25 protein-coding genes are annotated in these 26,031 nt (G+C 69.5%); 14 read left to right on the forward strand and 11 right to left on the reverse strand.

Going from position 1 to position 26,031, the window contains the following annotated elements:
• Positions 1-84 precede the first annotated feature (84 nt).
• From IEY36_RS02490 to IEY36_RS02505, 4 genes are all read left to right on the forward strand, one after another.
• Positions 85-1,218: a bifunctional 2-methylcitrate synthase/citrate synthase gene (locus IEY36_RS02490; protein WP_188965321.1), complete on the forward strand. Its 1,134-nt coding sequence runs from the start codon at positions 85-87 to the stop codon at positions 1,216-1,218.
• 640 nt (positions 1,219-1,858) lie between these two features.
• Positions 1,859-2,497: a histone H1-like repetitive region-containing protein gene (locus IEY36_RS02495; protein WP_188965322.1), complete on the forward strand. Its 639-nt coding sequence runs from the start codon at positions 1,859-1,861 to the stop codon at positions 2,495-2,497.
• Between the two features lie 72 nt (positions 2,498-2,569).
• The gene (locus IEY36_RS02500; RefSeq protein WP_229681037.1) at positions 2,570-3,034 is read left to right on the forward strand and encodes a GNAT family N-acetyltransferase; all 465 of its coding nucleotides are present in this window, start codon (positions 2,570-2,572) and stop codon (positions 3,032-3,034) included.
• 78 nt (positions 3,035-3,112) lie between these two features.
• Complete coding sequence (locus tag IEY36_RS02505) at positions 3,113-4,786, forward strand: DEAD/DEAH box helicase (RefSeq protein ID WP_188965323.1); 1,674 nt, start codon at positions 3,113-3,115, stop codon at positions 4,784-4,786.
• A gap of 209 nt (positions 4,787-4,995) precedes the next feature.
• On the opposite strand, the gene IEY36_RS02510 is transcribed toward IEY36_RS02505, so the two are convergent.
• Genes IEY36_RS02510 through IEY36_RS02525 form a run of 4 tightly spaced genes read right to left on the reverse strand, consistent with a single transcriptional unit; the run spans position 4,996 to position 9,334 of the window.
• On the reverse strand, positions 4,996-5,874 hold the full coding sequence (locus IEY36_RS02510; RefSeq protein ID WP_188965324.1) for an MBL fold metallo-hydrolase: 879 nt from the start codon (positions 5,872-5,874) through the stop codon (positions 4,996-4,998).
• Positions 5,871-6,779 carry a DMT family transporter gene (locus tag IEY36_RS02515; protein WP_188965325.1) on the reverse strand — a complete coding sequence of 303 codons (909 nt, stop codon included), beginning with the start codon at positions 6,777-6,779 and terminating at the stop codon, positions 5,871-5,873. The genes IEY36_RS02510 and IEY36_RS02515 overlap by 4 nt, the downstream gene beginning before the upstream one ends.
• Positions 6,779-7,708, reverse strand: coding sequence for a DMT family transporter (locus IEY36_RS02520; protein WP_229681038.1), 930 nt, complete (start codon positions 7,706-7,708; stop codon positions 6,779-6,781). Before IEY36_RS02520 ends, IEY36_RS02515 begins: the two co-directional genes overlap by 1 nt.
• A 21-nt stretch (positions 7,709-7,729) precedes the next feature.
• Positions 7,730-9,334, reverse strand: coding sequence for a hypothetical protein (locus tag IEY36_RS02525; protein WP_188965326.1), 1,605 nt, complete (start codon positions 9,332-9,334; stop codon positions 7,730-7,732).
• Between the two features lie 110 nt (positions 9,335-9,444).
• Between IEY36_RS02525 and IEY36_RS02530 the strand changes: the two genes are divergently transcribed.
• The 4 genes from IEY36_RS02530 to IEY36_RS02545 are packed head-to-tail and all read left to right on the forward strand — an operon-like array spanning position 9,445 to position 11,904.
• Positions 9,445-10,173 carry a class I SAM-dependent methyltransferase gene (locus tag IEY36_RS02530; RefSeq protein WP_188965327.1) on the forward strand — a complete coding sequence of 243 codons (729 nt, stop codon included), beginning with the start codon at positions 9,445-9,447 and terminating at the stop codon, positions 10,171-10,173.
• Between the two features lie 17 nt (positions 10,174-10,190).
• Positions 10,191-11,156 (forward strand): glycosyltransferase family 2 protein, encoded by a 966-nt coding sequence (locus tag IEY36_RS02535; RefSeq protein ID WP_188965328.1) that lies wholly within the window; start codon positions 10,191-10,193, stop codon positions 11,154-11,156.
• The gene (locus IEY36_RS02540; protein ID WP_188965329.1) at positions 11,153-11,503 is read left to right on the forward strand and encodes a DMT family transporter; all 351 of its coding nucleotides are present in this window, start codon (positions 11,153-11,155) and stop codon (positions 11,501-11,503) included. Before IEY36_RS02535 ends, IEY36_RS02540 begins: the two co-directional genes overlap by 4 nt.
• Positions 11,500-11,904 (forward strand): DUF3574 domain-containing protein, encoded by a 405-nt coding sequence (locus IEY36_RS02545; RefSeq protein ID WP_229681040.1) that lies wholly within the window; start codon positions 11,500-11,502, stop codon positions 11,902-11,904. Before IEY36_RS02540 ends, IEY36_RS02545 begins: the two co-directional genes overlap by 4 nt.
• Before the next feature lie 194 nt (positions 11,905-12,098).
• On the opposite strand, the gene IEY36_RS02550 is transcribed toward IEY36_RS02545, so the two are convergent.
• Both IEY36_RS02550 and IEY36_RS02555 read right to left on the reverse strand, forming a co-directional pair.
• Entirely contained in the window at positions 12,099-12,827 is a 729-nt protein-coding gene (locus IEY36_RS02550; protein WP_188965330.1) for a hypothetical protein, read from the reverse strand.
• Complete coding sequence (locus IEY36_RS02555; RefSeq protein ID WP_188965331.1) at positions 12,824-15,604, reverse strand: phosphoenolpyruvate carboxylase; 2,781 nt, start codon at positions 15,602-15,604, stop codon at positions 12,824-12,826. Before IEY36_RS02555 ends, IEY36_RS02550 begins: the two co-directional genes overlap by 4 nt.
• A 188-nt stretch (positions 15,605-15,792) precedes the next feature.
• On the opposite strand from IEY36_RS02555, the gene IEY36_RS02560 reads away from it, so the two are divergent.
• From IEY36_RS02560 to IEY36_RS02570, 3 genes are all read left to right on the forward strand, one after another.
• Positions 15,793-16,770 carry a hypothetical protein gene (locus IEY36_RS02560; RefSeq protein WP_188965332.1) on the forward strand — a complete coding sequence of 326 codons (978 nt, stop codon included), beginning with the start codon at positions 15,793-15,795 and terminating at the stop codon, positions 16,768-16,770.
• Between the two features lie 195 nt (positions 16,771-16,965).
• Positions 16,966-17,937 (forward strand): serine hydrolase, encoded by a 972-nt coding sequence (locus IEY36_RS02565; RefSeq protein ID WP_188965333.1) that lies wholly within the window; start codon positions 16,966-16,968, stop codon positions 17,935-17,937.
• Positions 17,938-18,006: 69 nt separating this feature from the next.
• Positions 18,007-19,005, forward strand: a complete 999-nt coding sequence (locus IEY36_RS02570; RefSeq protein ID WP_188965334.1) for an NAD(P)H-dependent flavin oxidoreductase — start codon at positions 18,007-18,009, stop codon at positions 19,003-19,005.
• A gap of 465 nt (positions 19,006-19,470) precedes the next feature.
• On the opposite strand, the gene IEY36_RS02575 is transcribed toward IEY36_RS02570, so the two are convergent.
• Genes IEY36_RS02575 through IEY36_RS02595 form a run of 5 tightly spaced genes read right to left on the reverse strand, consistent with a single transcriptional unit; the run spans position 19,471 to position 23,819 of the window.
• On the reverse strand, positions 19,471-19,863 hold the full coding sequence (locus IEY36_RS02575) for a DUF2177 family protein (protein ID WP_188965335.1): 393 nt from the start codon (positions 19,861-19,863) through the stop codon (positions 19,471-19,473).
• Positions 19,863-20,504 carry a DUF6134 family protein gene (locus tag IEY36_RS02580; RefSeq protein WP_188965336.1) on the reverse strand — a complete coding sequence of 214 codons (642 nt, stop codon included), beginning with the start codon at positions 20,502-20,504 and terminating at the stop codon, positions 19,863-19,865. Before IEY36_RS02580 ends, IEY36_RS02575 begins: the two co-directional genes overlap by 1 nt.
• The gene (locus IEY36_RS02585) at positions 20,501-21,736 is read right to left on the reverse strand and encodes an SAM-dependent methyltransferase (protein WP_188965337.1); all 1,236 of its coding nucleotides are present in this window, start codon (positions 21,734-21,736) and stop codon (positions 20,501-20,503) included. Before IEY36_RS02585 ends, IEY36_RS02580 begins: the two co-directional genes overlap by 4 nt.
• The gene (locus tag IEY36_RS02590; protein WP_188965338.1) at positions 21,733-22,515 is read right to left on the reverse strand and encodes a DUF1365 domain-containing protein; all 783 of its coding nucleotides are present in this window, start codon (positions 22,513-22,515) and stop codon (positions 21,733-21,735) included. The genes IEY36_RS02585 and IEY36_RS02590 overlap by 4 nt, the downstream gene beginning before the upstream one ends.
• Positions 22,512-23,819 carry an NAD(P)/FAD-dependent oxidoreductase gene (locus IEY36_RS02595; RefSeq protein ID WP_188965339.1) on the reverse strand — a complete coding sequence of 436 codons (1,308 nt, stop codon included), beginning with the start codon at positions 23,817-23,819 and terminating at the stop codon, positions 22,512-22,514. The genes IEY36_RS02590 and IEY36_RS02595 overlap by 4 nt, the downstream gene beginning before the upstream one ends.
• Before the next feature lie 187 nt (positions 23,820-24,006).
• On the opposite strand from IEY36_RS02595, the gene IEY36_RS02600 reads away from it, so the two are divergent.
• Genes IEY36_RS02600 through IEY36_RS02610 form a run of 3 tightly spaced genes read left to right on the forward strand, consistent with a single transcriptional unit; the run spans position 24,007 to position 26,029 of the window.
• Positions 24,007-24,564: a sigma-70 family RNA polymerase sigma factor gene (locus tag IEY36_RS02600; RefSeq protein ID WP_229681042.1), complete on the forward strand. Its 558-nt coding sequence runs from the start codon at positions 24,007-24,009 to the stop codon at positions 24,562-24,564.
• Entirely contained in the window at positions 24,561-25,175 is a 615-nt protein-coding gene (locus IEY36_RS02605) for a ChrR family anti-sigma-E factor (RefSeq protein ID WP_188965340.1), read from the forward strand. The genes IEY36_RS02600 and IEY36_RS02605 overlap by 4 nt, the downstream gene beginning before the upstream one ends.
• 2 nt (positions 25,176-25,177) lie before the next feature.
• A complete protein-coding gene (locus tag IEY36_RS02610) occupies positions 25,178-26,029 on the forward strand; it encodes an alpha/beta hydrolase (RefSeq protein ID WP_188965341.1) in 852 nt (283 codons plus the stop codon).
• Positions 26,030-26,031 lie beyond the last annotated feature (2 nt).

Consider the following 26,031-nt stretch of genomic DNA (forward strand, 5'->3'; position numbering starts at 1 on the left):
GCCCTGTTGCCAGGGGTTCGCCCCGGCCTATTCTGCTGCGCCGCACACGTTCCACCGCGCCGAACGGCCAGCATGAGGAAAGCCATGAGCGATACCCCCGACATCAAGAAGGGCCTCGTCGGCGTCTATGCCGACGTCTCCAGCATCTCGAAGGTGATGCCGGAGACGAACAGCCTGACCTATCGCGGCTATGCCGTGCAGGACCTGTGCGAACTCGCCTCCTTCGATGAGACCGCCTACCTGCTGTGGAACGGCGAATTGCCGACCGCCGCCCAGCTCGCCGCCTTCCAGGCCGAGGAGAAGGCGAACCGCGCGCTCTCCCCCGCCCTGCTGCGGGTGATCGCCGACTTCCCGAAGGACGCGCATCCGATGGATGCGATCCGCACCGCCGTCTCCTTCATGGGGATGGAGGACCCCGAATGGGCCGACATCGGCGACGCCGCGCAGCGCCGCAAGGCGATGCGCCTGCTGGCCAAGATCCCGACCGCCGTCGCCGCCGCGCACCGCGCCGGCAAGGGCCAGGCGCCGATCGCGCCGGACGCCTCGCTGTCCTTCGGCGCCAACTTCTTCAACATGGTGTTCGGCAAGGTCCCGCAGCCGGAGGTCCTGAGGGCCTTCGACGTCAGCATGATCCTGTACGCCGAGCACACCTTCAACGCCTCGACCTTCACCGCGCGCACCGTCACCTCCACCCAGGCGGACATGCATGGCGCCATCACCGCGGCGATCGCCGCGCTGAAGGGCCCGCTGCATGGCGGCGCCAACGAGGCCGTGATGCACATGCTGAAGGAGATCCCGTCCCCCGAGGCGGCGGAGAGCTGGCTGGAAGGCAAGTTCGACCACAAGGCGCTGGTGATGGGCTTCGGCCACCGCGTCTACAAGACCGGCGACAGCCGCGTCCCCACCATGAAGAAGTATGCCGAAATCATGGCCGAGGTGGTCGGCGACAAGCGCTGGATGAACACCTCCAACGTGCTCGCGAAGGTCATGCTGGCGCGCAAGAACATCCACCCCAACCTCGATTTCCCGGCAGGGCCCGCCTACTACCTGATGGGTTTCGACATCCCGCTCTTCACGCCGATCTTCGTCTGCTCGCGCATCACCGGCTGGGCGGCGCATGTGCTGGAACAGGCGGCTGACAACCGGCTGATCCGCCCGCTGTCGGTCTATACCGGCGTCGAACAACGCCCCGTCGTGCCACTGCCGCAGCGCGGCTGACGCCTGCGTCCTTCCGTGGCGCGCACGCAGCGCGACGGAAGGACAACGCGTGCTGCGCTGATGCGTTGCACGACACCATCGCGCCGCGAACGCGACACGCGCGCAACACAATCAGCATCGCGACGTGCGCGACGTGCAATTTGCACGCGCGTGCGCACGGATTCTGTTGACACGCAATATGCGCGTGCAGATAGCGTGGACTGCGCGCGAATCATCTTGCGCGATTCGTCGAACTCGATCTCTCGCACGTCGATCCAAACGACTTGGTCGGATCGTCAAGCAGCGGAGAGCAACGACGCATCGCGACGGGTGACCGCCGCAGCAGGGAAGGACGGTCGATGGACCGCAGGCACTTGGGATGGACGGCGCAAGAGACCACCCATCCCGCATCGCCGGATCATGCAGCGCAGCTGCTGCCATCCGGCGACGGCGAAACCGGCAGCGTCAAGCGGTGGGGATTTACCGCCAACGCGCCGCATTGCGTCGCCCGCATCCAACTGATCGCCAGGCAGCCGATGGAGCGCGCCGCGGGGTCCGCGCGCCTGAAGCCGACCCGTTCCCACCTGCTGTCCCCCACGGAGCCGCCGCCCGCATATGCGTCGCGCCCCACTCACCGGAACGCTCGGAGACACCAGACACCATGACAGACATCATCGAGACCACTGAGACCGAAGAAGGCCTGCGCGCCCAGCCAATGGCGATGGCCGCCGCGAAGAAGAAGGCACCGGCGAAGAAGCCGGCCGCCAAGAAGGCCGCCGCCAAGAAGCCGGCTGCCAAGAAGGCCGCCGCGAAGAAGCCGGCCGCCAAGAAGGCCGCGGTGAAGAAGCCCGCCGCCAAGAAGGCCGCGCCGAAGAAGGCCGCTGCCAAGAAGGCCGCGCCGAAGAAGGCCGCTGCCAAGAAGGCCGCGCCGAAGAAGGTCGCTGCCAAGAAGGCCGTCGCCAAGAAGGCCGCGCCGAAGAAGGCCGCGGTGAAGAAGGCCGCGCCGAAGAAGGCCGCCGCCAAGAAGGCCGCGCCGAAGAAGGCCGCTGCCAAGAAGCCCATCGCGAAGAAGGCCGCGGTGAAGAAGGCCGCGCCGAAGAAGGCCGTCGCCAAGAAGGCCGCGCCGAAGAAGGCCGCCGCCAAGGCAGCCCCGAAGAAGGCCGTCGTGAAGTCCAGCGCTCGCGTCGAAGCGGCGAAGAAGGCCGCCGCGACGCGCGCCGCGAACAAGGCCGCCAAGGCCGCTGCCGCCGCCGCTGCCGCACCGGCCCCCGAGCCGATGTCGGAAACCCCGGCCGACTGAGAGCATCGCCGATCCCGGCGAAGGGGCGCCGTCCGCCATGCGGGCGGCGCCCTTTTCGCGTGAGGCTCCATCATGACCACCATCCACCCCCTGCCCCCGGCCGAGCGCCACCGTCTCGCCGCCCTGCTCGAAACCTATGCCGGCGAGATGCGCGACACGTTGGCCGGCAGCCGGCCCGCGCCCGGCCCGCAGGCCGCCGCGCTGCTCGCGGCAGACCCGCGCACCGAGATCCTCGTCGCGACCGAGGGTGACGACATCCTTGCCTTCGCCATCTTCTTCGACCTGCCCGAGGTGGTGTTCGCCCGTCGTTGCGGCGCGCTCGACGACCTCTTCGTGCGCCCCGACCAACGCGGCCGCGGCCTCGCGCGCGCGCTCATTGCCGCGCTGTGCGACCTCGGCCGCGCGCGCGCCTGGTCGCATCTGCGCTGGATCGTGCCCGAGGCCGACAAGGGCGCCATCGCCCTGTATGACCGCATCGCCGAGCACACCGACTGGCGCTCCTACGTCATTCGGCTCGACCCGGACGCCTCTCTGTGACAAACACTCCCCCATCGCGCGCCCGACGCGCCGCCCGCGCAGGCGCTACGCTCCGCCGCGCTCTCCGGAACCTGCCTCATGTCTTTTGACACTTTGCCCGCGCCCCTGCGCGACGCACTCACCGCCCGCGGCTATGCCGAACCGACCGCCGTGCAATCGGCCGTCCTCACGCCGGAAGCGGCTGGACGCGACCTGCTCGTCTCCGCTCAGACCGGCTCAGGCAAGACCGTCGCCTATGGCCTGGCGCTCGCCCCCGAGCTCATCGGCGACGCGCCGCGCCTGCCACCGGCCGGCCCGCCGCTCGCGCTGGTCGTCGCCCCCACGCGCGAACTGGCGCTGCAGGTGAAGGCGGAACTCGCCTGGCTCTATGCGCCGGCCGGCGGGCGCATCGTCTCTTGCGTTGGCGGCATGGACCCGGTCGCCGAGCGCCGCCTGCTCTCCCAGGGCGCGCATATCGTCGTCGGCACGCCGGGCCGCCTGCGCGACCACCTCGAACGCGGCAACCTCGCCCCCGCCGCGCTGCGCGCCGTGGTGCTGGACGAAGCCGACGAGATGCTCGACCTCGGCTTCAAGGAGGAGCTGGAGGCGATTCTCGACGAGACGCCGGCCGAACGACGCACCCTGCTGTTCTCCGCGACGGTGCCGCGTGGCATCGCCGCCCTGGCCAAGGGCTATCAGCGCGACGCGCTGCGCATCGAGGCCACCAGCCAGTCCGAACCGCATGGCGACATCGAATACCGCGCCGCCGTGGTCGCCCCGCATGAGATCGAACGCGCCGTGGTGAACGTGCTGCGGCTCGAGGATGCACGAATCTCCATGGTGTTCTGCGCGACGCGCGCCACCGTGGCCCGCCTGCATGGCAACCTGTCCGAACGCGGCTTCTCGACCGTCGCGCTATCGGGTGAACTCTCCCAGGCCGAGCGCAATCGCGCCCTGCAGAACCTGCGCGACGGCCGGGCGCGAGTCTGCGTCGCGACCGACGTCGCCGCACGCGGCATCGACCTGCCGGATCTCGGCCTCGTGATCCACGCCGAATTGCCGCGCGACCCGGATACGCTGCTGCATCGCTCCGGCCGCACCGGCCGCGCCGGGCGCAAGGGCGTCTCCGTCCTGCTGGTGCCGCACACGCGTCGGCGCCTGGGCGAAAGGCTGATCTCGGCCGCGCGCGTGAAGGCCAGCTGGGGCCCCGCGCCCTCCGTCGAAGCCGTGCGCGCGCGTGACGATGAGCGCCTGGGCGAACAAGCCCTCACCCTGGTCACCGAGGAGCCGGACGATGCGGATATCGCCCTGGCGCGCCGCCTGCTCACCGACCCGGCCTTCGCCGCGCATGGGCCCGAGGCGGTCACCGCGGCGCTGCTGCACGTATTGCGCGGCCCCTTGCCGGCCCCCGAGGAGCTGAGCGAGATCAACGACCGCCCGGCCCCGCGCGAGGCCATGCCACGGCGCGAGAACACGCCCCTGGTCGCCGACGGGCAGGAAGGCATCTGGTTCCGCATGGATGTCGGCCGTGACGGCCGCGCCGACCCGAAATGGCTGCTGCCCTTCCTGTGCCGGCGTGGGCATGTGACGCGGCAGGAGATCGGGCGCATCCGCATCCTGTCACGCGAGACGCAGTTCGAGGTCGCGCCCTATGCGGCGGCGCGCTTCGCCGCGGCGGCGCGCAAGGCAGATGGGGATGACGCGCATATCCACATCATTCCGATGCAGCCGGTGAAGGCGCCGGCGCGCCGGTCGCGGCCACCAATGAAGTGAGAAGGTTGGAGGGGCGCCGCCCCTCCAAACCACCCCGCCAAATGACGGGGTCATTTGGAATGCCCTCTTTTGGCGCCGGGCAGGATGGGATTGTTGCTTCGGCGTGACGCGCGCCGTGCGTTCGGGTGGGGCTCGGCGCCGATCCTGCCCGCCCATCATGCGCCGGAGTGGGGTGGTCCGGAGGGGCAAAGCCCCTCTGGCCTTTCGTCCTACAGCGCCTCCCAGTGCTCCCCGTCGCGAGCCGCAGCCCCCTCACTCTCCAGCTTGATCAGATGCGCCAGCAGGCTGCGCGCCGCCGCCGGCAGCAGACGTGCATCGAGTGCCGGACCATAGACCGGCGGCACCAACTCCTGCGCTGTCGCCCGCCCGGCACGGCGCAGCGCCGCGTGGACCATCGCCTCGCGCTCCATCCGGTGCGCGGCCAGCGCGCTGGCGAAAGGCCCCGGGTTGGGCAGTGGCGGCCCGTGGCCGGGCAGGTACAGCCGGTCGTCGCGCGCCTGCAGGCGCGCCAGTGACGCCATATAGGCCGCCATGTCGCCATCCGGCGGGCTGACGACGGTGGTCGACCACGACATGACGTGGTCGGCGCTGAACAGGATGCGGGTCCCTTCGAGCGCGAAGCAGAGATGGTTGGCGCAATGGCCCGGCGTATGGATCGCGCTCAGCCGCCAGTCATCGCCCTCGACGCTGGCGCCGTCGGGCAACAGCACGTCGGGGTGGAAGCTGTGGTCACCACTCTCACCGCCCTGGTCGGGTGGCGTCACGTGCGGGCCGAAGCCGTAAGAACGCGCGCCGGTCGCCGCCTGCAGCGCCGCGACGCCCGGCGAATGGTCCCGATGCGTATGGGAGACGAGGATGTGGGTGATCCGCTCCCCCGCCGTCGCGCGCAGGATGGCGGCAAGATGCGCGGCATCCTCCGGCCCGGGGTCGAGCACCGCGACCGATGACCCCTGCCCGATGATCCAGGTGTTGGTGCCGCGCCAAGTGAACGGCCCGGGATTGTCGCACAGCACGCGACGAACGCCTGGCGCGGTCTTCTCGACCTGCCCCGGCGGCAGGGCGTCTTCCTTGAGGAAGGGGATGCTCACTGGTTCCTCCGCATCGCCGCGCGCTTGAGTTCCCGGTGCAGGATATACAGACCCGAGGCGACGATCAGCACGGCGCCCGCCAGGGTGCTCCAGCTCGGCTGATCCGAGAAGACTACCCAGCCCAGCGCCACCGACCACAGGATCGAGGTGTAGGAATACGGCCCAAGCGCCGAGACCTGCGCCGAGGCATAGGCTTCCGTCAGCAGGATCTGCGCGACCCCGCCGATCAGCCCGACCAGCACGAGCAGCGCGAATTCCCCCAGGCTCGGCGTGGTCCAGAAGAACGGCAGCGCCACCAGAGTGAAGGCGGTCATCAGCAACGACTGCCACAGTACGATGGTCGTCGAGGATTCCGTCGCGGACAGGCTGCGCACCAGCAGAGTGGTGATGGCCGACCACACGCCCTGCACAACGGCGGCCGCCATGCCGACCGCGACGATCCCCTGCGGCATGCCGCCGCCCTGGAACGCGCCCTCACCCAGCGCGATCACCAGGATGCCTGCGAAGCCCAGCAACACCGCCGACCAGCGATGGATGCCGACCTTCTCGCCCAGGAACGGGATCGACAGGATCGTGACGAACAGCGGCGTCGTGTAGGACAGCGAGGTCTGCTCGGCGAGCGGCAGCACCGTCAGGGCGAAGAAGGAACAGCCCTGCGCCATGGTGCCGGTGAAGGCGCGCACGACATGGCCCTTCAGCCGCTTGGTGCGCAGCAGGTTCCAGTCATGCCGCCGCGCCGCGATGGCGAACATCACCGGCAGCGCGAAGGCCGAGCGGAAGAACATGATCTCGATGAAGTGGATGTCGTCCGACACCCCCTTGATGATCGCCGACATCACGGTGAACAGCGCCGTGGCGCCGAGCATCATCAGCGCACCGCGGCGAATATCGTGGCGAAGCGGCATCAGTGAAGGCCGTCGCGCCGCTCGGCGGCCCGTCGGACCCTTTCGCGATGCAGATTGTAAAGGCCGGCGACGATGACGACGGCCGCGCCGGCGATCGTCGTCCAGGCCGGCACCTCCGACCAGATCAGAAAGCCGAGGACACCACCCAGCAACAACGGCGAATACTCATACGGCGCCAGCGCCGAGACCGGTGCGAGGCCGAAGGCGCGGGCAAACAGTATATGCGCGATGGCGTTGGCCACGCCGAAGAACAGCAGCGCAACGAGCACGCCGGCCCCGGGCATCACCGGCGGCGGCGGAAAGCCCGGCAACAGCAGCAGCCCGGCCGGGATATGCGCGACCATCAGCCAGAAGGCAACGGACGCCGGCCCGTCGGTCGCCGAGAGCACCCGCGTCCAGATCCGCGTCACCGCCATGGCGACGACGGCCACCATCAGGAACGGCGTCTCGAACCGCCACAGATCGCCTTGCGGCTGCAGCATGAACAACACACCGAGGAAACCGACCAGCGTCGAGGTCCAGCGCCGCCAGCCGACCTTCTCGCCCAGGATGGGAATGGCGAAGATGGTCATCAGCAACGGTGCGGCCGAGGCGATGGCATATGAATCAACCAGCGGCATGCCGCGCGACCAGGCCCAGTACCAGGTCGCCGAGACGCCGCAATGCAACAGCCCCCGCATCGTCAGCAGACGGCCATTGACCGCCCGGATGCCGCGCCCCCGCGTCAGGACCAGGACGGCGATCGCCCCCACCACGCCGCGCGCGATCATCGAGACGGCGACGCCGACCTGCGGCAGCGCCCACTTCACCGAGGCATCGGCGCCGGTGATCACGAAGTAGGCGAGCAGGATGAGCAGTATGCCGCGGATTGATTCCGCGCCCGTGGGAATCGTCAGCCCGCCGTGTCGCCTAGGCTCAAAATCGGCCATGGTGCCGTACCCGCTCCAGCGTCAGGGTTGCCGCAGGAACAGGCGGTAGCCGTCGATCTCACCCGCCGGGCGGTAGTTCCGAAAGGCATGAAGGAAGCTTGGACTGCGCAGGAAATAGTCGAGCAGATCGAAGCGGGCGCCGCAATCATGGATCTTGGCATCGCGCTGCACCACCAGTGCGCGCGGCGGCGCGGCGGCGAAATCCTCGGCAGTGCGCAGGAAGAAGCTCCTCTCGGCCTGACCCATCTGCTCAAGTTCGTGATAGGGCGAGGCGCCATCCGGGCAATGCCGATAGGTCGCCTGCAACATCCAGGTGCTCATCGGGCGTAACCGCTGGCGCGCGCCCGCATAGGTCAGGGCTGGCTGCACCGGAAAGATGTCGGGACTGAGCACCAGCACATCCGAACCGCCCGCCTGCTGCCGCAACCAGGTCGCGAGGCGGTCGGCGGTGCCGTCGGCATATTCGGCCTCCCGCCAGGGCGTTTCGCTGCCATGCACGGTGTAGAGGAGGATGGCGATGGAGGCGACCGCCGCCAGCACCGGCGCCACCGCATACGCGCTGGCGTGGGGCAGCATCCGGTCCACCCAGCGTGCGGCGGCAAACACGACCGCCCCACAGGCCAGGATCGTGACCGGAATGACGTGATAGGGCCACCCCTTGTGCTGCATCCAGGCGCTGAAGAAGGCGCCGCAAGCCGCCACGGCCAGGGCCTGGGCGAAGGCGCCGGCCTGCCAGCGCATCGCCGCCACCACGGCCACCAGCAACAGGAACGTGGCCGCGCCCATCATGTCGGTGACGAGTACGCGCCAGGGACCCGGCCCATGGATGCCGCCATAGACCTCCCAGGCGAAGGGCAGGACCTTCTGGTAGAAGGCCGGAAAGGCGGCCAGCACCAGCAGCAGGTAGGCGAACCACACCATCGCCATCAGCCAGGGCACCGGGTCACGCGCCGCGCGGGCGAAGCCACGGCGCCAGCCAACCAGCCCCTCGACCATCAGCGGCACCATCAGGAAATAGGGCTTCAGCGCGAAGGCCAGCGCCGCCAGCACGACCACGCCGATCGCCAGCCGTCCCGGCGCCGGTGGCCCCTCGATCCGCCGCGCGGCGAGCAGGCAATACGGGATCGCCGCCATCGCCATCAGCACGTCGCGCTGGCCGAAATCCGAGCCCGCCATGACCAGCAGCAGCGGCAGGCAGGTGGTCAGCACCGCCGCCTCGACCTCGCCCTCCGTTTCGCGGACGCGCAGGCTGGCACACAGCCACCACACCAACCCGGCGACGCCAAGCAGGCACAGCACCAAGGCCTGCGCCGGCCCGAGCGGGGTCCATCGCGCCAGCGCCGCCGGCACCAGGTTCAGGATGAAGATCAGCGGCGGGTTCACATCGATCAGGTCGATGTAGAGCCGTTCACCGGCCAGCCAGCGGCGGGAGAAGTCGAGCACCGCCGCGGCATCGTGGTTGAGCGGCGGCAGCATGACGATGACCAGGAAGAACAACGCCGGGGCGAAGCCGGCCCAGCGCACCATCCGCGCACGGCTCGCCGGCACCTCCCGTGGCACGGCCGGGCTGTGGGTGGTATAGGGCTCGACCGGGCCGGACTCGGGTTGGCGCTGCAACTGGCTCATGGACGCCGTGCATCCTTATGACGGAAATGCGAGGATGCAACCGGATTACGGCGGCACCGGGCATCGCCATGCCATGTTCCGGCCTTGCTGCGATGCAATGAACTGGTGCCGTGGAACCCGCCGAATACGACCTGATGGACGCGGCCGAGGAGCGCATGTGGTGGTACCGCGCGCTCCATATGCGTGTCATGGATGCCTTGCGGCGCCGGCCGGGCCCTGCCGGCGCGGTGCTCGATGCCGGCTGTGGCACGGGCGGGCTGCTGCGCCGGCTCGCGTCGCTCGGCCAGCCATTGGCGGGGCTCGACTTCAGTCCGCAGGCGGCGGCGCGTGCGGGTGCGAAGTCCGGCGCGCTGGCGTCGGCCGGCGACGCCAACCGCCTGCCGTTCCGCGATGGGGCCTTCGGAGCGCTCACCTCCTGCGATGTATTGTGCCACCGCGCCGTCGATCCGCCCTCGGCAGTCGCGGAGTTCCACCGCGTCCTCGCCCCGGGCGGGACGGTCGTGCTGAACCTGCCCGCCTACCAATGGTTGCGCTCCACCCATGATGAGCGCGTGCACAATGACCGCCGTTTCACCGCCGGCCAGGGCCGCGACCTTCTGGTTCAGGCAGGGTTCACGGCGATCGAGGCACGCTACTGGAATGCCATCCTTCTTCCGCTGATGATCCTGCAGCGCAAGGTATTGCGTTCGGATGAAGCGGCGAAAAGCGACGTGGCGCCCTTCCCGCCCTGGCTCGACGCCGCCTTGTACGGCACCACGGTTCTCGAGCATGGGCTCGCCCGGCTGGGCCTGCGCTATCCTGCCGGCGGATCAATCCTTCTGGTCGCGACGCGACCTTGATGTCGGAGACGGACTTCATGACCACCCTTTCGGCCGGGGCGACGCACCCGGTCGGCCTTTCCATCGTCGTGCCCGTCTACAATGGCGCGACCACCGTCGGCACGCTGGTCGCCGAACTCTCGAAGCTGTCGCCCGAAGGCGGGCTCGAGGTCGTGCTGGTCAATGACGGCAGCCCGGACAATTCCGGCGCTGTCTGCCGGGAGCTGGCGCGCATCGCCACCATTCCGCTGACCTTCATCGAACATGCGCGCAATTTCGGCGAGCACAATGCGGTCATGACCGGGCTGCGCCATGCCCGCGGCGCCTATGTCATCACCATGGATGACGACCTGCAGAACCCGCCCGAGGAGGTGGTGAAGCTGTACGACCACGCCCGGCTCGGCGGCTTCGACGTTGTCTACACCCGCTATGCGGTGAAGGAGCATGAGGGCTGGCGCAACCTCGGCTCGCGCTTCGCCAACTGGGTGGCGGACCAGCTGATGGACAAGCCGGCGGGGCTGTACCTCTCCTCCTTCCGCTGCATGTCGGCCCTGGCAGTGTCCGAGGTCGTCAAATATCGCGGCCCCTACCCCTATATCGACGGCCTGCTGATGCAGATCACCCAGCGGCTCGACAGCATCGAGGTGAAGCACTTCGCCCGCGCCGAAGGCCGGTCGAACTACACCATGCGCCGGCTGATCCGGCTGTGGCTGAACCTCGCGACCAATTTCTCGGTGCTGCCGCTGCGCATGGCGATCTTCGCGGGCGTTGGAATGGGCACGCTGGGGCTGATCGCGGCGTTCTGGACCATCATCGAGGCGATGATCGGCGAGACGCCCTCCGGCTGGGCCTCGCTGATGACCGTCACGCTGCTGATCGCGGGGGTGCAGTTCCTGATACTCGGCGTGATGGGCGAATATGTCGGGCGTGCCTTCATGTCGGCCAATGGCAAGCCGCAGGGCGTGGTCCGCGAGATCATCCCGGCCCGGGACGACGCCCGATGATCCTGTACTGGCTGGCGCTGGCGGCGGCGATCAGCGCCTCCATGATCGGGCAGGTGCTGCTGAAATACGGCGCGAGCCACTCCGTCGCAGCCGAGGGCAGCTTCATCGACCAGCTGTTCCGCATCCACACCATGGTCGGCATAGTGTTCTATGGTGGTGCGTCGCTGCTCTACATCATCGCCTTGCGGAAAATCCCGATGAGCGTGGCGCTGCCCTGCACCGCCATCTCCTATGTGGTGATCGCGCTCATTGGCTGGTGGGTGTTCGGCGAAACGATGGGCGTGCACAAGGTTGGCGCGATCGCGTTGATCGCCGCGGGCGTGGTGCTGCTGGCGACCTCGGCGTGAGGCTGGCGGCGCTTCTCCTGGCCGGCCTGGCCGCGGGTTGCGCCGGCCTTGAGCCGACCTGCCCCGCCGGGACGCAGCGCGCGACGGTCGCCGAGGCCTATTTCGGCCGCGACGTGCGCGGCCGCGCACCGGTCACCGATGCGGAATGGCAGACGTTTCTCGACGACACGGTGACGCCCGCCTTCCCCGACGGGCTGACAACGGTGGACGGCGCCGGGCAATGGCGCGGACCCGATGCGCGCATCCTGCGCGAAGCCAGCAAGGTGGTGACGCTGGTGCTGCCAGGCGCCAGTGCCGAGCAGGCCCGCGCCCGGGTTCGGCCGTTGGAACAGGTCTGGACGTCGCGCTTCCAGCAGGATTCCGTGCTGACCGTCTATCGCAGTGCCTGCGTCGGGTTCTGAGACCACCGCTCGCTATTCGCGACCATTGGCATCCACATGTACGTGCCCTCACACGCGTCGTGCCGGAGGCGCGCCCAGCGTGACGCGCAAACCTCCGTTTGCCGAACCTTCGCTGGGCTGCTGGCGGGCCGCATTCGCGGCCTCGGGTCGCGTGTCCGTTTTAGACATCCGGCCCCGCTCGAATGGTCCCGGCGTCAATCGGCATCCCCGATGCGGAAATAGCGCCCGGTAACGGTGGCAACAGCGCCGCAGAAGGGTTGGTGACCGATGACCAACTGGCGGATACGCAGCATCGGGCCGTCCCATGTGAGCTCAAGCGCACCGTCATCGGTCTCCAACCGATCGGCCCGGTCGGATTGCCCTTCGCCTTCATATTCGCAGGTCGAGGCCAGGGCGTAGGGTTCCACCGTGCTGATCGTCACCAGGTAGCGGCCGCCATTGCGCCGCCGGATCACCGCCTCGCCGGTGAGGTTGAACCAGATCCCTTCCATGACGGCAGGGGGGTCGGGCTGTAGCCGGATCAGCCGCATCAGCCAAAGCTCCATCCGCCAGCGCAGGCCCGGGACGCTGTCGGGTTCCACCGCGCCGTCGGGCGTGAAGAACAGGTCCCGCGACAGCACGCGGCGCTGGGCGACATCCTGCGCCGCGAGTTCCGCCGCGCCGGCCGGTCCCAGCAGATGCGACAGCTCCGCCATGCGCATGCGCCACGCCTGGTCGATCAGCGTCATCCAGGGGTCGGCGGCGATGGCGGCGGCGATGGCGCGTTCAGCCCCGGCGCAATCGACATGCCGCCGTGTGGGGCAGCGTTCCTCGGCCCCGGCCGGCCACGCCATGAGAAGAACAACCAGCGGCGCGAGCCAGCGAAGCACGACCATGGCCGAACCCTGCCGCGCCGCCACCCCTGACGCGCCGAAACGCTTCACCCAAACGCGCCGACCTCATGACTGATCACCGCCGAGCATTCCCGCACCAGCCCGAAGATCACCGCCATCGGCCCGAAGATCGCCGCATGTTCGGCGGCGTAGGAGGTCCCGTCGCGCGGCCCGGCCGGCTCGCCGAAATCCAGCCCGCTTGAGGGGTCCGGCGCCGCGGGGAATATCTCGCCCAGCAGGTCGAGCACCGGCGGCACATCCAATTGCAGCAGCCGCGCCACCAGGCTGTCGCGCGTCGCGCCATGGCGCGGGCTGAATTCCGGCAGCGAGACCGCCAGCAGCCACAGCCGCTGCGCCAGGCACAGCCGCACGGCATGCGCCAGCACCAGCCGGTCCTGCATCACCGGCAAATCGGGCCAGGCGGCGCGCAGCGCCTGGTGGTCCGCCTGCAACCGGCGGAACATCCGCCGCGTCGCCGAGGCGAGGCCCAGCCGTTCCAGCGCACTCGACACCGCCGTCAGCGCCTCCCGCCGACCTGGTCGCTTGGTGAAGCCGGCACGATCGAGCCAGGGCGACGGGTCGAGCATATCCACCGCCGCACGCAGCACCCCGAGGTCCGAACAGGCTGCCGCCCGCTGCGCCATCGCCATCGCGCGGGCGAAGCGCGGCGAGCGCACCGCGAGGTCGGCGAAGGCCTCCGGGTTCGCCGCCGCCGCGGCACCGAGCCCATGCAGTGTATTCGCCAAGAACCCCATCTGATGCAGGATCGCGTTGTTCGGAATGGCGCGCAGCTGCGACGGGTGGGTGATGCGCACTGGCCCGCCGCCGCCATCCGCCTGCCGCGCCGCCGGGCGCGAGCCGGTCCTGTCAAGCAGCCCCGGCCCGAAGGCGCCGAGCAGCGCGGCATAGCCCGGGTCTTCGACCAGCGTTGCCATTTCACGCCGGATGGTGGCGAAGAAATCGGTGCCCCAATCCGCCTCGGCATAGATCGGATCGTCGGCCTCGCCGGGTGCGGCGAAGGCGTGCTCGGCAATGCGCGCGACCGTCGCCAGTGCCAGCCGCTCGGTGCCGAACAGCAGATAGCCGTCACCACCCTGGAAGGCGGTCTCCTCGCGCAGCGGCAGGTTCGCCGCCGCCAGCGCCGCCCGTGCGGCGGGCGGTGACAGATAGGCAAACCGATCCGCGAGGCTGTCCGGATGCCCGCCACGGCCGATGCTCTCGCCATGGGTGTCGAACAGCACCAGCTCGATGCCTTCCAGCCCGTGCCGGCGCATCTGCTCGGCGAGGCGGATCTTCAGCCGTTCGGCGAGATAGGACGCCGCCAATTGCCCGACATAGCGCCCCGAATCCGAATAGCCGAATTGCAGGCACAACCGCCCATGCAGGCGCAGATAGTCGCGGAAATGCGGGCTGCGCAGGGCTTCCTCCAGCACCCGCTCGCCGCGCTCCAGGGCATCGGCCGTCTCGAACAGCGGCGAGATTTCCACCCGGTCGGCGATGCCGAAGCGCCGGGCCAGCCACAGCGCGGCGAGCAGCGTGTAGCCCGTCTCGGTCTCGGCGATCAGGAAGCGGATCGGCTGGCTGCCATCGACATGCTTGATCACCTGCGCACAGGTCATCACCAGCCGCACCGCCGAAGCCTGCTCGCTCAACAGCGCGCCGAAATCGAGTGGCACCGTCTTGACCTCCGCCAGCGCGGCGTTGATCTGCGTCAACAACCCGCGCCGCGCCGCGCGATCCTCCGGCGCCGCCGCGATGCCGAGCCGCTGGCGCAGCGCGTTGTGCACCTGCGTCGAGTTCAGCCGCACATGGGTATGCGCCAGCGCCAGCCCATGCGCCGCCAACCCCGCCCGCTGCACCGCCAAGGCGAGACGCGTGGCCGCATCCGGCGCCGCCTCGATCGCCGCCGGAAACAGCGCGAGCAGCGGCTCGGGCGCGGTCAGCGCCGCCTCACGCCGATCGATCATCGTCAGCGCGAAGGCCCGCGTGCTCTCGGCATCGGGCTTCACGGGCGCGGCGGCTTCCTGCGCGGCGACGGCGGCCTCGGCTTCCCTGGCGCGCGCGACAACGGGCGCCGCGCAGGCACCGAGCGGTTCCAGCCGATCCGCCAGCCGCGCCAATTGCAGCCGCTTCATCCGCAGCCGCAGCCGCAGCGTGTCGTTCCAGCCGATATCGGTGCGCCCATCGGTGTCGTAGCCGACCCAGGTCGTCAGGATGACCGGGCGCGGCCGCAATTGCAGCGCGCGTTCGCCCCAGACCACACATGCCGCTTCGAACAACGCGGCGGACAGCGCATCGAGCGCATCCCGCCCGCGCGCGATCGCCGCGCCGGCCTGGGCGAATTCCTCCTCCAGTGTCACCGGCGCCGGGCGATTCGACAAGCCCTCGGGCAGCGCCACGCCACTGGCGGCCTCGGCGAGCGCCGTGCCGGTGGCGAGCGGCATCGAGAAGGTCGGATGCGCGGTGAACACCGCGGCGAAACGGGTGCGTTCCACCGCCTCGCGAAAGGCGGCGTAGGGCACCGGGCTGTCCTCGGGGTCGGGCCGCACCAGCCGCGCGGCGATGCGCGCCAGCGCCGCCGCATCGTCACCCATGCAGGCATAGGCCGCCAGCCGCGCCGCGCGATCCTGCGCCGCGTCGCGCGCCATGCGGGCGATCAGCCCGGCCAGCGCATCCGTGGTGACGCGGCCTTCATCCAGCGCACGGCTGATATCGAGCGCGACGAGCAGCACCGGGTCGCCGAACGGGTCGGCCGAAGCAGCTTCCCGCGCCGCCCGCAGGCGGGAGAGCAGGTCGGCAAGGAGATCAGTCGGGACAGCATCATCCATGCCGTCATGCTGCACCCGCGAACTCCACCCTGGCGAGTCGAAACGCGCCGGCCGGAACATTGTCGCGCGCCCATCCCCCATGCGAGCCTCGCTCCCAACCGCGCCGGCAGCGCGACGGAAGGAGACAGCCTCATGCGCGTCCCGGCACCCCTCGACGCTCAGTGCAGCATCCTCGCCGGGGGACGCCGATGAACCGCTACCGCCCGACCCGGCTGCCCGGCAATCCGGTGATCCGCCCCGAGATGGATGCGCGCATGGGCGGCAACATCCAAGGCCCCTCGGTGATCCGCGTGCCGGATTGGGTGCGCGACCCGCTCGGCCGCTACTACCTGTATTTCGCCGACCACAAGGGCGCCTATATCCGCCTCGCCTACGCCGATGCGCCGGAGGGGCCTTGGCGCGTGCATGGCCCCGGCAGCCTGACCCTGGCCGACAGCCTGTTCCCCACCGACCCGCCAGCCATCCCCGCCGATACCGGCGGCGGCGACCGGCTGCCCGGCCGCGCCCCGCCCGGCACCCCCGGCGTCGAGGACCCGCTGGAGGACGCCACCCACCCGCACATCGCCTCGCCCGACGTGCACGTGGATGAGGCGAACCGCCGCATCGTGATGTATTTCCACGGCCTGGTCGGCTTCCGCACCCAGCGCAGCCGAGTGGCGCTGAGCAGCGACGGCATTGCCTTCCGGGCTCTGCCGGAACTGCTCGGCCCCTCCTATTTCCGCGTCTTCCGCCATGGCGGCTGGACCTATGCGCTGGCCATGCCGGGGATCATGTTCCGCTCGAAGGATGGGCTGACCGGCTTCGAGCGCGGCCCGACGCTGTTCCCGCCAACCCAGCGGCACACCGCGCTGCGCCTGCGCGGCGACCGGCTCGAGGTGTTCTGGACCCGCGTCGGCGACCTGCCGGAAAGTATCCTGCTCAGTGAGGTCGATCTCACCGGCGACTGGATGTCCTGGCGCGCCGAGGGCGAGTGGCCGGTGCTGCGCCCGGTGGAACCCTGGGAAGGTGCCAACCTGCCGCTCGCGCCCTCCTGGCGCGGCGCGATCAACGCCCCGGTCAACCAGCTGCGCGATCCCTGCATCTTCGAGGAAAGCGGCCGGGTCCTGCTGTACTATGCGGTGTGCGGGGAAGCCGGCATCGCTGTGGCCGAGTTGCTCCCCGCCTGAGCTCCCGTTGGGCGGCCCACAGGGCGCCGTATTTCCCGCATCGGCCCCGCCGATCGCCCCGTCCAGGATAGCGCCGTGGCCGGGCAGGCGCACCTGGCGTTGCTGGATTGTTCACCAATCCCCACGAGCCCGCCGTTGCGCCGGGGCGCCCGAGCGCCCATCGTCCCACGCTCAGGTCAACAGGCAGGAAACACCGTGCAACGTCGTCACCTTCCCGTCGCGCTCGCCGCGACGACGATAGCCCCCGCCGCGCTGGCCCAGACCGTGGTGAATGACGCCTCGCTGAACGTCGCCGCCTTCGCCCTCACGGCCCTGCCCGGCGAGACCTCGCTGCTCTTCGAGGCCGAGGGACCCAAGGGCCGCATCCGCGTCGCGCATCGCGAGGCGGCGCCGATCTTCGTCGGCAGCGTGGTGAAGACCTTCATCCTCGCCGCCTACCTGCTGGCGGTGGAGCAGGGCCGCCTCTCCCTGACCGAGCAGCTGCCGGTCAATGACGATGTGCGATCCCCGGTCAGCCCCGTCCTGGGCAATCTGACCGGCACCGCGTCGGCGGTCGTCGCACTGGAAGCGATGATCACCCATTCCGACAATACCGGCACCGACATGGCGCTGCGCCGCGTCGGGCCGGATGTGGTGCGGTCGCTGATCGCGTCACGCCAGCTGGCAGGCACGCGCATTCCTGACTCGACGCGCATCATGGTCTCGGCCCTGGCGGGCGCGCCGCCGGGGACCGATCTCGGCTGGGCCGGCATCCAGGCACTCGACAACGGCGCGCCGATGCCCTCGCCGCGCAAGCCGTTGAACGATGTCTCGACCATGGCCAGCACCGGCCAGGACATGGTTGCCTGGTACGACTACGTCCTCAGCGGCCGGCTCTTCGCCAAGCCCGAGACGCTGGCGACCTTTAAGCGCATCCAGTCGATGGCGACCTCGATGCCCGAAATCGCGCCGCCGGACATCATCGCCTATGGCAAGGGCGGCAGCATCACCTGGGTCGACTCGCAGGCGCTCGCGGCCGCCGGGCAGATGGTCGCGGGGCCGGTGCGGGCCACCTTCTCCTTCGGCGTAAACTGGACCGGCGACGATGCCTCCATGGCCCGCACGGCCGGCATCGCGGTCGACCAGTTCCGCATCCTGCTGGCCCGGGCGCTCGCCGTGCTCGCCTGACCGGGAGGGGGCGCTCGACAAGCGGGCCACAACCGGCGACCTTTGGCCAAAGTGAACCGAGGGAACCCCATGACCCTGATCGACGCCCTGAAGGGACGCCTGCGCCTGCCGCTGATCGGCTCGCCGCTGTTCATCATCTCGGTGCCCGACCTGGTGGTCGCGCAATGCACATCGGGCGTGATCGGCGCCATGCCGTCGCTGAACGCGCGGCCGGTCGAACAGCTCGACGACTGGCTCGCCGAGATCAAGGAACGCCTCGCCGCACACGACGCAGCGCATCCGGACCGGCCCTCCGCCCCCTTCGCGATAAACCTGATCGTGCACCGCTCGAATGACCGGCTGGAGCAGGACCTCGCGCTGTGCGTGAAGCACAAGGTGCCGCTGATCATCAGCAGCCTCGGTGCGCGGCCGGAGGTGAACGACGCCGTCCATTCCTATGGCGGCCACATCATCCATGACGTGATCAACCAGAATTTCGCCCACAAGGCGATCGAGAAGGGCGCGGACGGGCTGGTGCTGGTCGCCGCCGGTGCCGGCGGGCATGCCGGCGCGCAATCCCCCTTCGCCCTGCTGCAGGAAACCCGCGCCTGGTTCGACGGGCCGATCGCGCTGTCCGGGGCGATGGCGCATGGCCGTTCCATCCTGGCCGCCGAGGCGATGGGCGCCGACTTCGCCTATATGGGCAGCGCCTTCATCGCGACGGAGGAAGCCCGCGCGGTCGATGAATACAAGCAGATGATCGTCGGCAGCGCCGCCGAGGACATCATCTACACCAACCTCATCACCGGCGTTCACGGCAACTACCTGAAGCCGTCGCTGCGCCGCGCCGGGCTCGACCCGGAAAACCTCGCCGGCGTCGAAGGCTCGACGATGAACTTCGGCACCGACCGCAAGCGCAAGTGGAAGGACATCTGGGGCGCCGGGCAGTCGGTGTCCGGCGTGAAGGAAGTGGTGCCGGCGGCGACGCTGATTGACCGGCTGGCAGCGGAATATGCGGCGGCCCGCCAACGGATCGGCGCCGGGTCGCCGATGGTGAATACGTCCTGGGGGCGGCGCGCGGCGGCGTGACGACGGGGGATGGGGGACCGTGGAGAGGGGCTCTGCCCCTCTCCGGACCTCACCCCGCCAAAGGCCTAAGGGCCTCTGGACACCAATACTTGGCGATGGGCGCGGCGGGGGATTCTGTCGTGTTTGGTTGCGTTGGGCGTAGTGTGCATTTTGATGCCGGCGCCAGGCGAGGCAGATGTCTTGATCACGGTGAGTGACGCCCCGCGCCAAGACCTCCCGCTTGTTCTGCCCAAATGCCCTCGCCGAGCCGACGACACGCATAATGCTGCCGGGCGCTGGCCCAACCAGCTCCTCCAATCAAGCCAAAGCCCGCCCGACACCTCTGCCCGCTCACCCGCACGATTGCGCAGCAATCGCCCGAAGGTGCAGGAAACTGAGTTTCCTGCCGGGGTGCTCGAGGGGCAGCGCCCCTCGACCTTCCTCAACGACGCAAGCTGAGTTTCGCGCCATGGCGTCCCCCTACCTTCACCCTCCCCGCCCCGTCCCCAGCCGATACCCCAACGCCGCGACGCTCGCGGTCAGCACGGTGCCCCAGACGAGGTCGATGACCGTCACGATGGTCGGCCAATCCCGCAGCGTCGCCTGGTTCGTCAGATCGTAGGTGCCATAGGCGCACAGCCCGAACACCGCGCCGCGCCACATCGCCCCCTTCCAGTCAGCGGCCGGCAACTGCGCCAGCACCAGGATACCGACCAGATACAGGAGATAGAACGCGATGGCCGGTCCCAGCGCGAAGCCCTCACGCAGCAGATGGCCCAGATGCGTGCGGTAGATCGGCTCGGCCGTCAGGGTCAGCCACACGGCGTCGATCGGCAGCATGACGAGGCCGCTCACCAGATAGAGACGCAGCCACCGCATCACACGGCCTCGTAATGGATGGGCGAGCCATCCTCGCCACGAAAGCGCAGGCCGAGCCATCGCGGCGTCTCGTCATACCACGTCTCAAGATCGACATCGCCGCTGAGGACGAAGCGCGTGCCCCGCCGCTGCGGCGCCCAGGGCAAGGATTCGACACCCTCCCGAGCCACCGCGGGACGCATCACCGCGCCGGTCTGCGTATTGATGAAGGGCCCGTCGAGCATGCGACGGTTCCAATGCGTCGCCGGCAGCGCACCGGCGGGTGCGACGTAGCGGCCGGCGCGATTGCTGTCGACGGCGAGCCGATCGCCCTCGCGCCGCATCGTCGTGGTGCTGATCGCACCGTCGTCATTGGTCTCGGCCTGGAAGGCGACCACGGTATCGGCCTCCCACTGCTCCACCGCACGGTGGCGGTAACGATACAACGTGATCGGCCCGATGCCGACGGCGAGATCGACCGTAATGCGCACCGTCAGCCGATCGCCGCTGCCCTCGAAGGCAAAGACGTGCTGCCCGATGGCGCTGCCCTTGCGCAGCACGCGGAAGCCGAGTTGCCGCGTGGCCGGGATGGGCAGCGATGCCGAGGCGCGCGCCGCCGGCAACGCCGCCAGGCCCGCGAGTGCCAGGCGCCGGCCGATCATGCCCCGCCCTCCCCGCGCCGGATCCGATAGAAGCCGACATCGATGGCCCCGGCGCGGAAGCCACCCTCGCAATAGGCGAGGTAGTAGCGCCACAGCCGCTGGAAGCGCTCATCCAGCCCACAACGTGCCACGTCGGGCAGCGCATGGACGAAGCGTTCATGCCAATCCGCGAGGGTACGGGCGTAGCTCTGGCCGAAGGTCTCCTCATGGTCGAGCACCAGGCCGGCCTGCGCGACCTGCTCGCGCAGCACGGAGGGCGAGGGCAGCATGCCGCCGGGGAAGATGTGGCGCTGGATGAAATCCGCGCTGCGGCGATAGCCGGCGAAACGGTCCTCGGCGATGGTGATCACCTGCAACACCGCGACGCCGCCTGGGTTCAGCCTCTCGCGCAGCGTACGGAAATAGGTCGGCCAATAGGCCTCGCCCACCGCTTCGAGCATTTCGATCGAGACGATGCGGTCGAAGCGACCCGGCACGTCGCGGTAATCCTGCAGCCGCAGTTGCGCGCGCCCGGCGAGACCCGCTTGCAGCAACCGATCCTGCGCATGGGCAAGCTGCGACGGGGAGAGCGTGACGCCGGTCAGCGTCCCGTCATGCGCCTGCAGGATGCGCTCGGCGAGGCCACCCCATCCGATTCCGATCTCCAGCACGCTTTCGCCGCCACGCAGGTCGAGCAGCGCGATGGCGCGGTCCTGCTTGGCGCGCTGCGCGTCATCGAGCGTCGTCGAGCCCGTGTCGTAGAGGCCCGATGAATAGGACATGCCCGCATCGAGCCAGGCCGAGAAGAAATCATTCCCCAGGTCGTAATGCGCGATGATGTTGCGCGCACTGCCCGAGCGGCTGTTCGGCCGCCGCAGATGCAGCAGGCGATTCAACAGCCGCGCGAGTGGCGTGCCGGTGAGCCGCCCCTCGAAATCCGGGCCATTCACCGCGGCCAGCTCGACCACCTTCGCGAGGTCCGGGCTCGACCAGTCGCCATCGCCATAAGCCTCGGCGAAGGCGATGTCGCCACCGAGCACCAGGCGCCGCAGCGCCCGCCAGCGATGCAGCACGACGCTCGCCTCCGGCCCTGGCAGCGCGGCGCGATGCGCCAGCCGCGCGCCATTGGGCAGGGTGACGTCCAGGCTGCCGCGCCCCAGCCGCGCCATGATGCGGCTGGCCAGCGCCGCCTGAAGCCCGGCCAGGCGGGTGATCGGCGCAGCGGCGCGCGGGATGCGCAAGGCTTGGCTCATGTCCTGTGTCCCTCGCGGTGAATGGTGACGGCCTCGGCCGGTGGCCCCGGTCGCGGCCGCAGCCGCAATCCCTTCATCCAGAGCTTCAGCGCTTCCCAATGGATGCCGCCCATCACCCGTCCAGCGAGGAAGGCATTCGCGAGGAGGGCGGCGAAAAGCTGCGCGTCGGTCAGCGCCCGACGGCGGCCGGTGAAGGCGGCGAACAGCAGCGGCCCGTCCTTGTCGCGCGCTTCGATGGCCAGGCTGACCGCCTCGGCCGGGACGTTGACGCGGAAGCTGTAGGACAGCCCCATATCCATGAAGGGCGAGACATAGAATCCCTTGTCGCAGCGCTGACGGATGGTGCCGCCGGCCGTCTCGCCGATCGGGATCAGATAGGTGTGGCGCTGGCCGAAGGTGTTGTTCACCTCGTACAGCATGGCCTGCACGCCACCATCGGCGGCGTGGCAGAAGAACACGCTGATCGGGTTGAACACCATGCCGAGCACCCGCGGCATGCACAGCACGCGAATGCGCCCGCCCGAAGGGTCGAGCCCGGCCTCGCGCAGCCGCGCCTCGACCTGCACGCGCAGCGGCACAGCACTGCCATCGCCATGGTCGGCATCATGGAAGGTGAACAGCCCGCGCCTGTTGTGCGCGAACAGCGCGAGCCGCCGCCCAAGCCCCGGCAATTCATCGAGGTCGAGCAGCAGGTTCAGCATGCGATAGCGCAGCTTGTGGCGCACCGGCCGCACCCGCGAATGCACCACCGTACCGCGATAGATCGCCGAGACCGTCATGCGGCGACCATCGCCGGCGCATGGATGCGCGAACTGCCCGCCGGCACCTGCCACGGCCGCCGTACCCCACCCAGCTGTTCCGCCACGGCCAAGCCGGCCTGCAGCCCATCCTCGTGGAAACCGGCGCCGAACCAGGCACCGCAATACCAGGTCTGGCGCGTGCCCTGCAGCGTCCATAACGCGCGCTGCGCCCGGATGGCGGCCGCATCGAACAGCGGATGGGCGAAGGATTCCTCGTGCAGGATCCCGGCCGGGTCCTCGGGCGGGTTCAGCGTGACGAAATGCCGCTGCTCACCCGGCAGCGATTGCAGCCGGTCCATCCAATATGTGACGCAGAGCCCGCCATCCTGCCGCCCGATGTAGTTCCAGCTTGCCCAGGCGCCGCGCCGGCGCGGCATGAAGCGTACATCGCGATGCAGCACCACGCGGTTTGGTGTCGTGCGCATCGCACCAAGCAGGGCGCGTTCGCTGTCCGACGCATCCTCCAGCATCGCCAGCGCCTGCGGCGCGTGGGTGGCGATCACCACGTCATCGTACTGCGCCGTCTCGCCCAGCGTGTCCCGCAGCACCACGCCAAGACCGTCGCGGCGCACCGAGACCACGCCGCAGCCCAGCCGCGTCGAACCCGCGAAGGGTTCCGACAACCGGCGGACATAGGCCTGGCTGCCGCCGACCACCGTGCGCCAGACCGGCCGGTCGCGCAGTTGCAGCAGGCCGTGATTCTCGCAGAAGCGGATGAAGGCGGTCGCCGGATAGGTACCCACCTCGGCCGCCGGCGTGGACCAGATCGCCGCGGCCATCGGCAACAGATGGTCCTGCACGAAGCCCGGCCCATAGCCTTCGCGCGCTACATAATCATCCAGGCTGACCAAGTCGCGTTCCAACGCCGCCGCATCACGCGGCGCCTCGCGATAGAAGCGCAGCAGGTCGCGCATCATCGACCAGAAGCGCGGCCGCAACAGGTTCGACGGCTGAGCCAGCAACCCCTTGAGGTCGGTACCGGCATATTCCACCCGGCCGTCATCGATCGACACGGCAAAGGACATGTCCGAGACCTGCGTCTCGACGCCTAGATGGCGGAACAGCGCGATCAGGTTCGGATAGGTCGCCTCATTGTAGACGATGAAGCCCATATCGACCGGAACGCCACCCGGCGTCGCCGTAACCGTGCGACTATGCCCGCCAAGCCGCGAGCCCTGTTCATAGACGGTCACATCATGCGCGCGGGACAACAGCCAGGCCGCCGACAGTCCGGCTATCCCGCTGCCGACCACCGCCACGCGTCGTCGTTGATAGTTTGCCATGTCGTGTCCGGGCTCCCGCGACTGCCGCTTACCCGAACACAACGAAGCTGGCGGGCGATTGGATCACCGACGATCGCCTGTGATCCAATCGGGCCGGTCACGCGTTAAGGGGATGATGATTGCGCTGCACCTTCACCAGAGCGGCCGGACCCAAGGGCAGCGCTCCGCCACTGCCCGGGGGGAGACCGTGACCGACGGCCAGCCAGCAGCCGATGCCGGCGCGCTGCTCGCGGCGATCGCCGCGCGTGGCGATCGTGACGCCTTCGCCGCCCTGTTCGATCATTTCGCCCCGCGCGTGAAAGGCTACCTGATGCGTCTAGGCCTGCCCGCCGCGCAGGCCGAGGAACTCGCGCAGGAAGCCATGCTCACCGTCTGGCGCCGGGCCGAGCAGTTCGACCCCGCGACACACGGCGCCGCCGCCTGGATCTTCACCATCGCGCGCAACCTGCGCGTCGATGCGGTGCGGCGCGACCGGCTGGTGCCGCGCCTCGATTTGATGGCCGAGGAACCGCCCCCGCCACCCCATGCCGACGCCGCTGTCGAGGCCAGCCAGCATGGCGAACGGGTACGCGCCGCCCTCGCCAGCCTGCCGGACGAACAGGCCGAGGTGGTGCGCCTGTCCTTCTTCGACGACCGGCCCCATGCGGAGATCGAGCGCGCGCTCGGCATTCCCCTCGGGACCGTGAAATCCCGCCTGCGCCTCGCCATGGCGCGGCTGCGGACCCTCCTGGACGACATGAAATGACCCGCCACCCCTCCGAGGCGACGCTGCTGGCCTATGTCGCCGGCACCCTGCCCGCCCCCCACAGCATCGTCATCCGCACGCATCTCGCCCTGTGCGGCGATTGCCGCGCGCTGGTGCGTCAGGCGACCGAGCTGGGTGGTGCATTGCTTGAGGACCAGGCACCGGCCGCGATGGCGGGCGATGCGCTGGCACGCACCCTCGCCCGGCTTGGCGAGCCGGACCGCGCCCCGCCCCCCGCCCGCGTACCGGTCACGGTCGAGGATTTCGCCACGCGCCGCTGGTGGTGGATCGGTCCCGGCATCCGGCTGATGCCGCTGATCCGCCGTGACCGGTCCGATGCGCGGTTGGACCTGATCCGCGTCGCCCCCGGCCTGGCCATGCCGGGCCATGGGCATACCGGTTCGGAACTCACCTGCGTGCTGCAAGGTGCCTTCAGCGACGAGACCGGCGAATACCACGCCGGCGACGTCGCCGAGGGCGACGAGGATCTCGACCATTGCCCGGTGGCGATGCCGACCGGGCGCGACTGCATCTGCCTGATCGCGACGACCGGCAGGCTGCGCGCCCATAGCTGGCTGGCGCGGCTGGTGCAGCCGCTGGTAGGCGTCTGACCATGCTGGCCAGGCGCCTGCTCGCCGGGCTGGGCTCGCTGCTCGCCGCCGGCTGCTCGCCGACCACGGTACTGAACGCGCTGGCGGCGCGCGACGGCGTGCGCACCACCACCGACCTCGCCTATGCCCCCGGCGACCGGCATGGCGTCGATGTCCATGCACCCGAAGGCGCGCGGGACGCACCGACCGTCGTCTTTCTCTACGGTGGGTCCTGGGACAGTGGCGATCGCGGCATGTACCGTTTCCTCGGCGCCTCCCTGGCCAGTGCGGGCGTGGTCTGCGTCGTGCCGGACTACCGCGTCTATCCCGAGGTCCGCTTCCCCGACTTCATGCATGACGCGGCCCGGGCCCTGGCCTGGGCGCGCGAACATGCGGCCGAGCATGGCGGCACGCCCGACCGTCTCGTGCTGATGGGCCATTCGGCCGGCGCGCAGATGGCGACATTGCTGGCGCTGGACCCCGAATACCTCCAGGCCATGGGGCTGGAGCCGAAGGCCACCCTGCGCGGCGTCATCGGCCTGTCCGGCCCCTACGACTTCCTGCCGCTGCGCAGCCCGACCCTGCAGGCGATCTTCGGCCCCGAGCGCGACTGGCCTGCCTCCCAGCCGATCAACTTCGCCACGCCCGGCGCGCCGCGCATGATGCTGGCCACCGGCCAGGATGATTCCGTCGTGCTGCCGCGCAACACCGAGCGCCTCGCGGCCAAGCTGCGCGACACTGGCAACGCTGTGCGGACCATCGCCTACCCCGGCATCGGCCATACGGAAATCATCGGCGCCTTCGCGCCGACGCTGCGCTTCCTCGCCCCGGTGCGCGAGGACGTGCTGCGTTTCGTGACAGAGGCGACGGCGTGACC

Origin of the sequence: Neoroseomonas lacus (assembly GCF_014644535.1) — a bacterium.
In the GTDB taxonomy this organism is placed as follows: domain Bacteria; phylum Pseudomonadota; class Alphaproteobacteria; order Acetobacterales; family Acetobacteraceae; genus Neoroseomonas; species Neoroseomonas lacus.

Coding starts and splice junctions, on each gene's coding strand:
- IEY36_RS02490 (WP_188965321.1), top strand. CDS start 85: ATGAGCGATACCCCCGACATCAAGAAGGGCCTCGTCGGCGTCTATGCC.
- IEY36_RS02495 (WP_188965322.1), top strand. CDS start 1,859: ATGACAGACATCATCGAGACCACTGAGACCGAAGAAGGCCTGCGCGCC.
- IEY36_RS02500 (WP_229681037.1), top strand. CDS start 2,570: ATGACCACCATCCACCCCCTGCCCCCGGCCGAGCGCCACCGTCTCGCC.
- IEY36_RS02505 (WP_188965323.1), top strand. CDS start 3,113: ATGTCTTTTGACACTTTGCCCGCGCCCCTGCGCGACGCACTCACCGCC.
- IEY36_RS02515 (WP_188965325.1), bottom strand. CDS start 6,779: ATGCCGCTTCGCCACGATATTCGCCGCGGTGCGCTGATGATGCTCGGC.
- IEY36_RS02520 (WP_229681038.1), bottom strand. CDS start 7,708: ATGGCCGATTTTGAGCCTAGGCGACACGGCGGGCTGACGATTCCCACG.
- IEY36_RS02525 (WP_188965326.1), bottom strand. CDS start 9,334: ATGAGCCAGTTGCAGCGCCAACCCGAGTCCGGCCCGGTCGAGCCCTAT.
- IEY36_RS02535 (WP_188965328.1), top strand. CDS start 10,191: ATGACCACCCTTTCGGCCGGGGCGACGCACCCGGTCGGCCTTTCCATC.
- IEY36_RS02540 (WP_188965329.1), top strand. CDS start 11,153: ATGATCCTGTACTGGCTGGCGCTGGCGGCGGCGATCAGCGCCTCCATG.
- IEY36_RS02555 (WP_188965331.1), bottom strand. CDS start 15,604: ATGGATGATGCTGTCCCGACTGATCTCCTTGCCGACCTGCTCTCCCGC.
- IEY36_RS02560 (WP_188965332.1), top strand. CDS start 15,793: ATGAACCGCTACCGCCCGACCCGGCTGCCCGGCAATCCGGTGATCCGC.
- IEY36_RS02570 (WP_188965334.1), top strand. CDS start 18,007: ATGACCCTGATCGACGCCCTGAAGGGACGCCTGCGCCTGCCGCTGATC.
- IEY36_RS02575 (WP_188965335.1), bottom strand. CDS start 19,863: ATGCGGTGGCTGCGTCTCTATCTGGTGAGCGGCCTCGTCATGCTGCCG.
- IEY36_RS02580 (WP_188965336.1), bottom strand. CDS start 20,504: ATGATCGGCCGGCGCCTGGCACTCGCGGGCCTGGCGGCGTTGCCGGCG.
- IEY36_RS02585 (WP_188965337.1), bottom strand. CDS start 21,736: ATGAGCCAAGCCTTGCGCATCCCGCGCGCCGCTGCGCCGATCACCCGC.
- IEY36_RS02590 (WP_188965338.1), bottom strand. CDS start 22,515: ATGACGGTCTCGGCGATCTATCGCGGTACGGTGGTGCATTCGCGGGTG.
- IEY36_RS02595 (WP_188965339.1), bottom strand. CDS start 23,819: ATGGCAAACTATCAACGACGACGCGTGGCGGTGGTCGGCAGCGGGATA.
- IEY36_RS02605 (WP_188965340.1), top strand. CDS start 24,561: ATGACCCGCCACCCCTCCGAGGCGACGCTGCTGGCCTATGTCGCCGGC.
- IEY36_RS02610 (WP_188965341.1), top strand. CDS start 25,178: ATGCTGGCCAGGCGCCTGCTCGCCGGGCTGGGCTCGCTGCTCGCCGCC.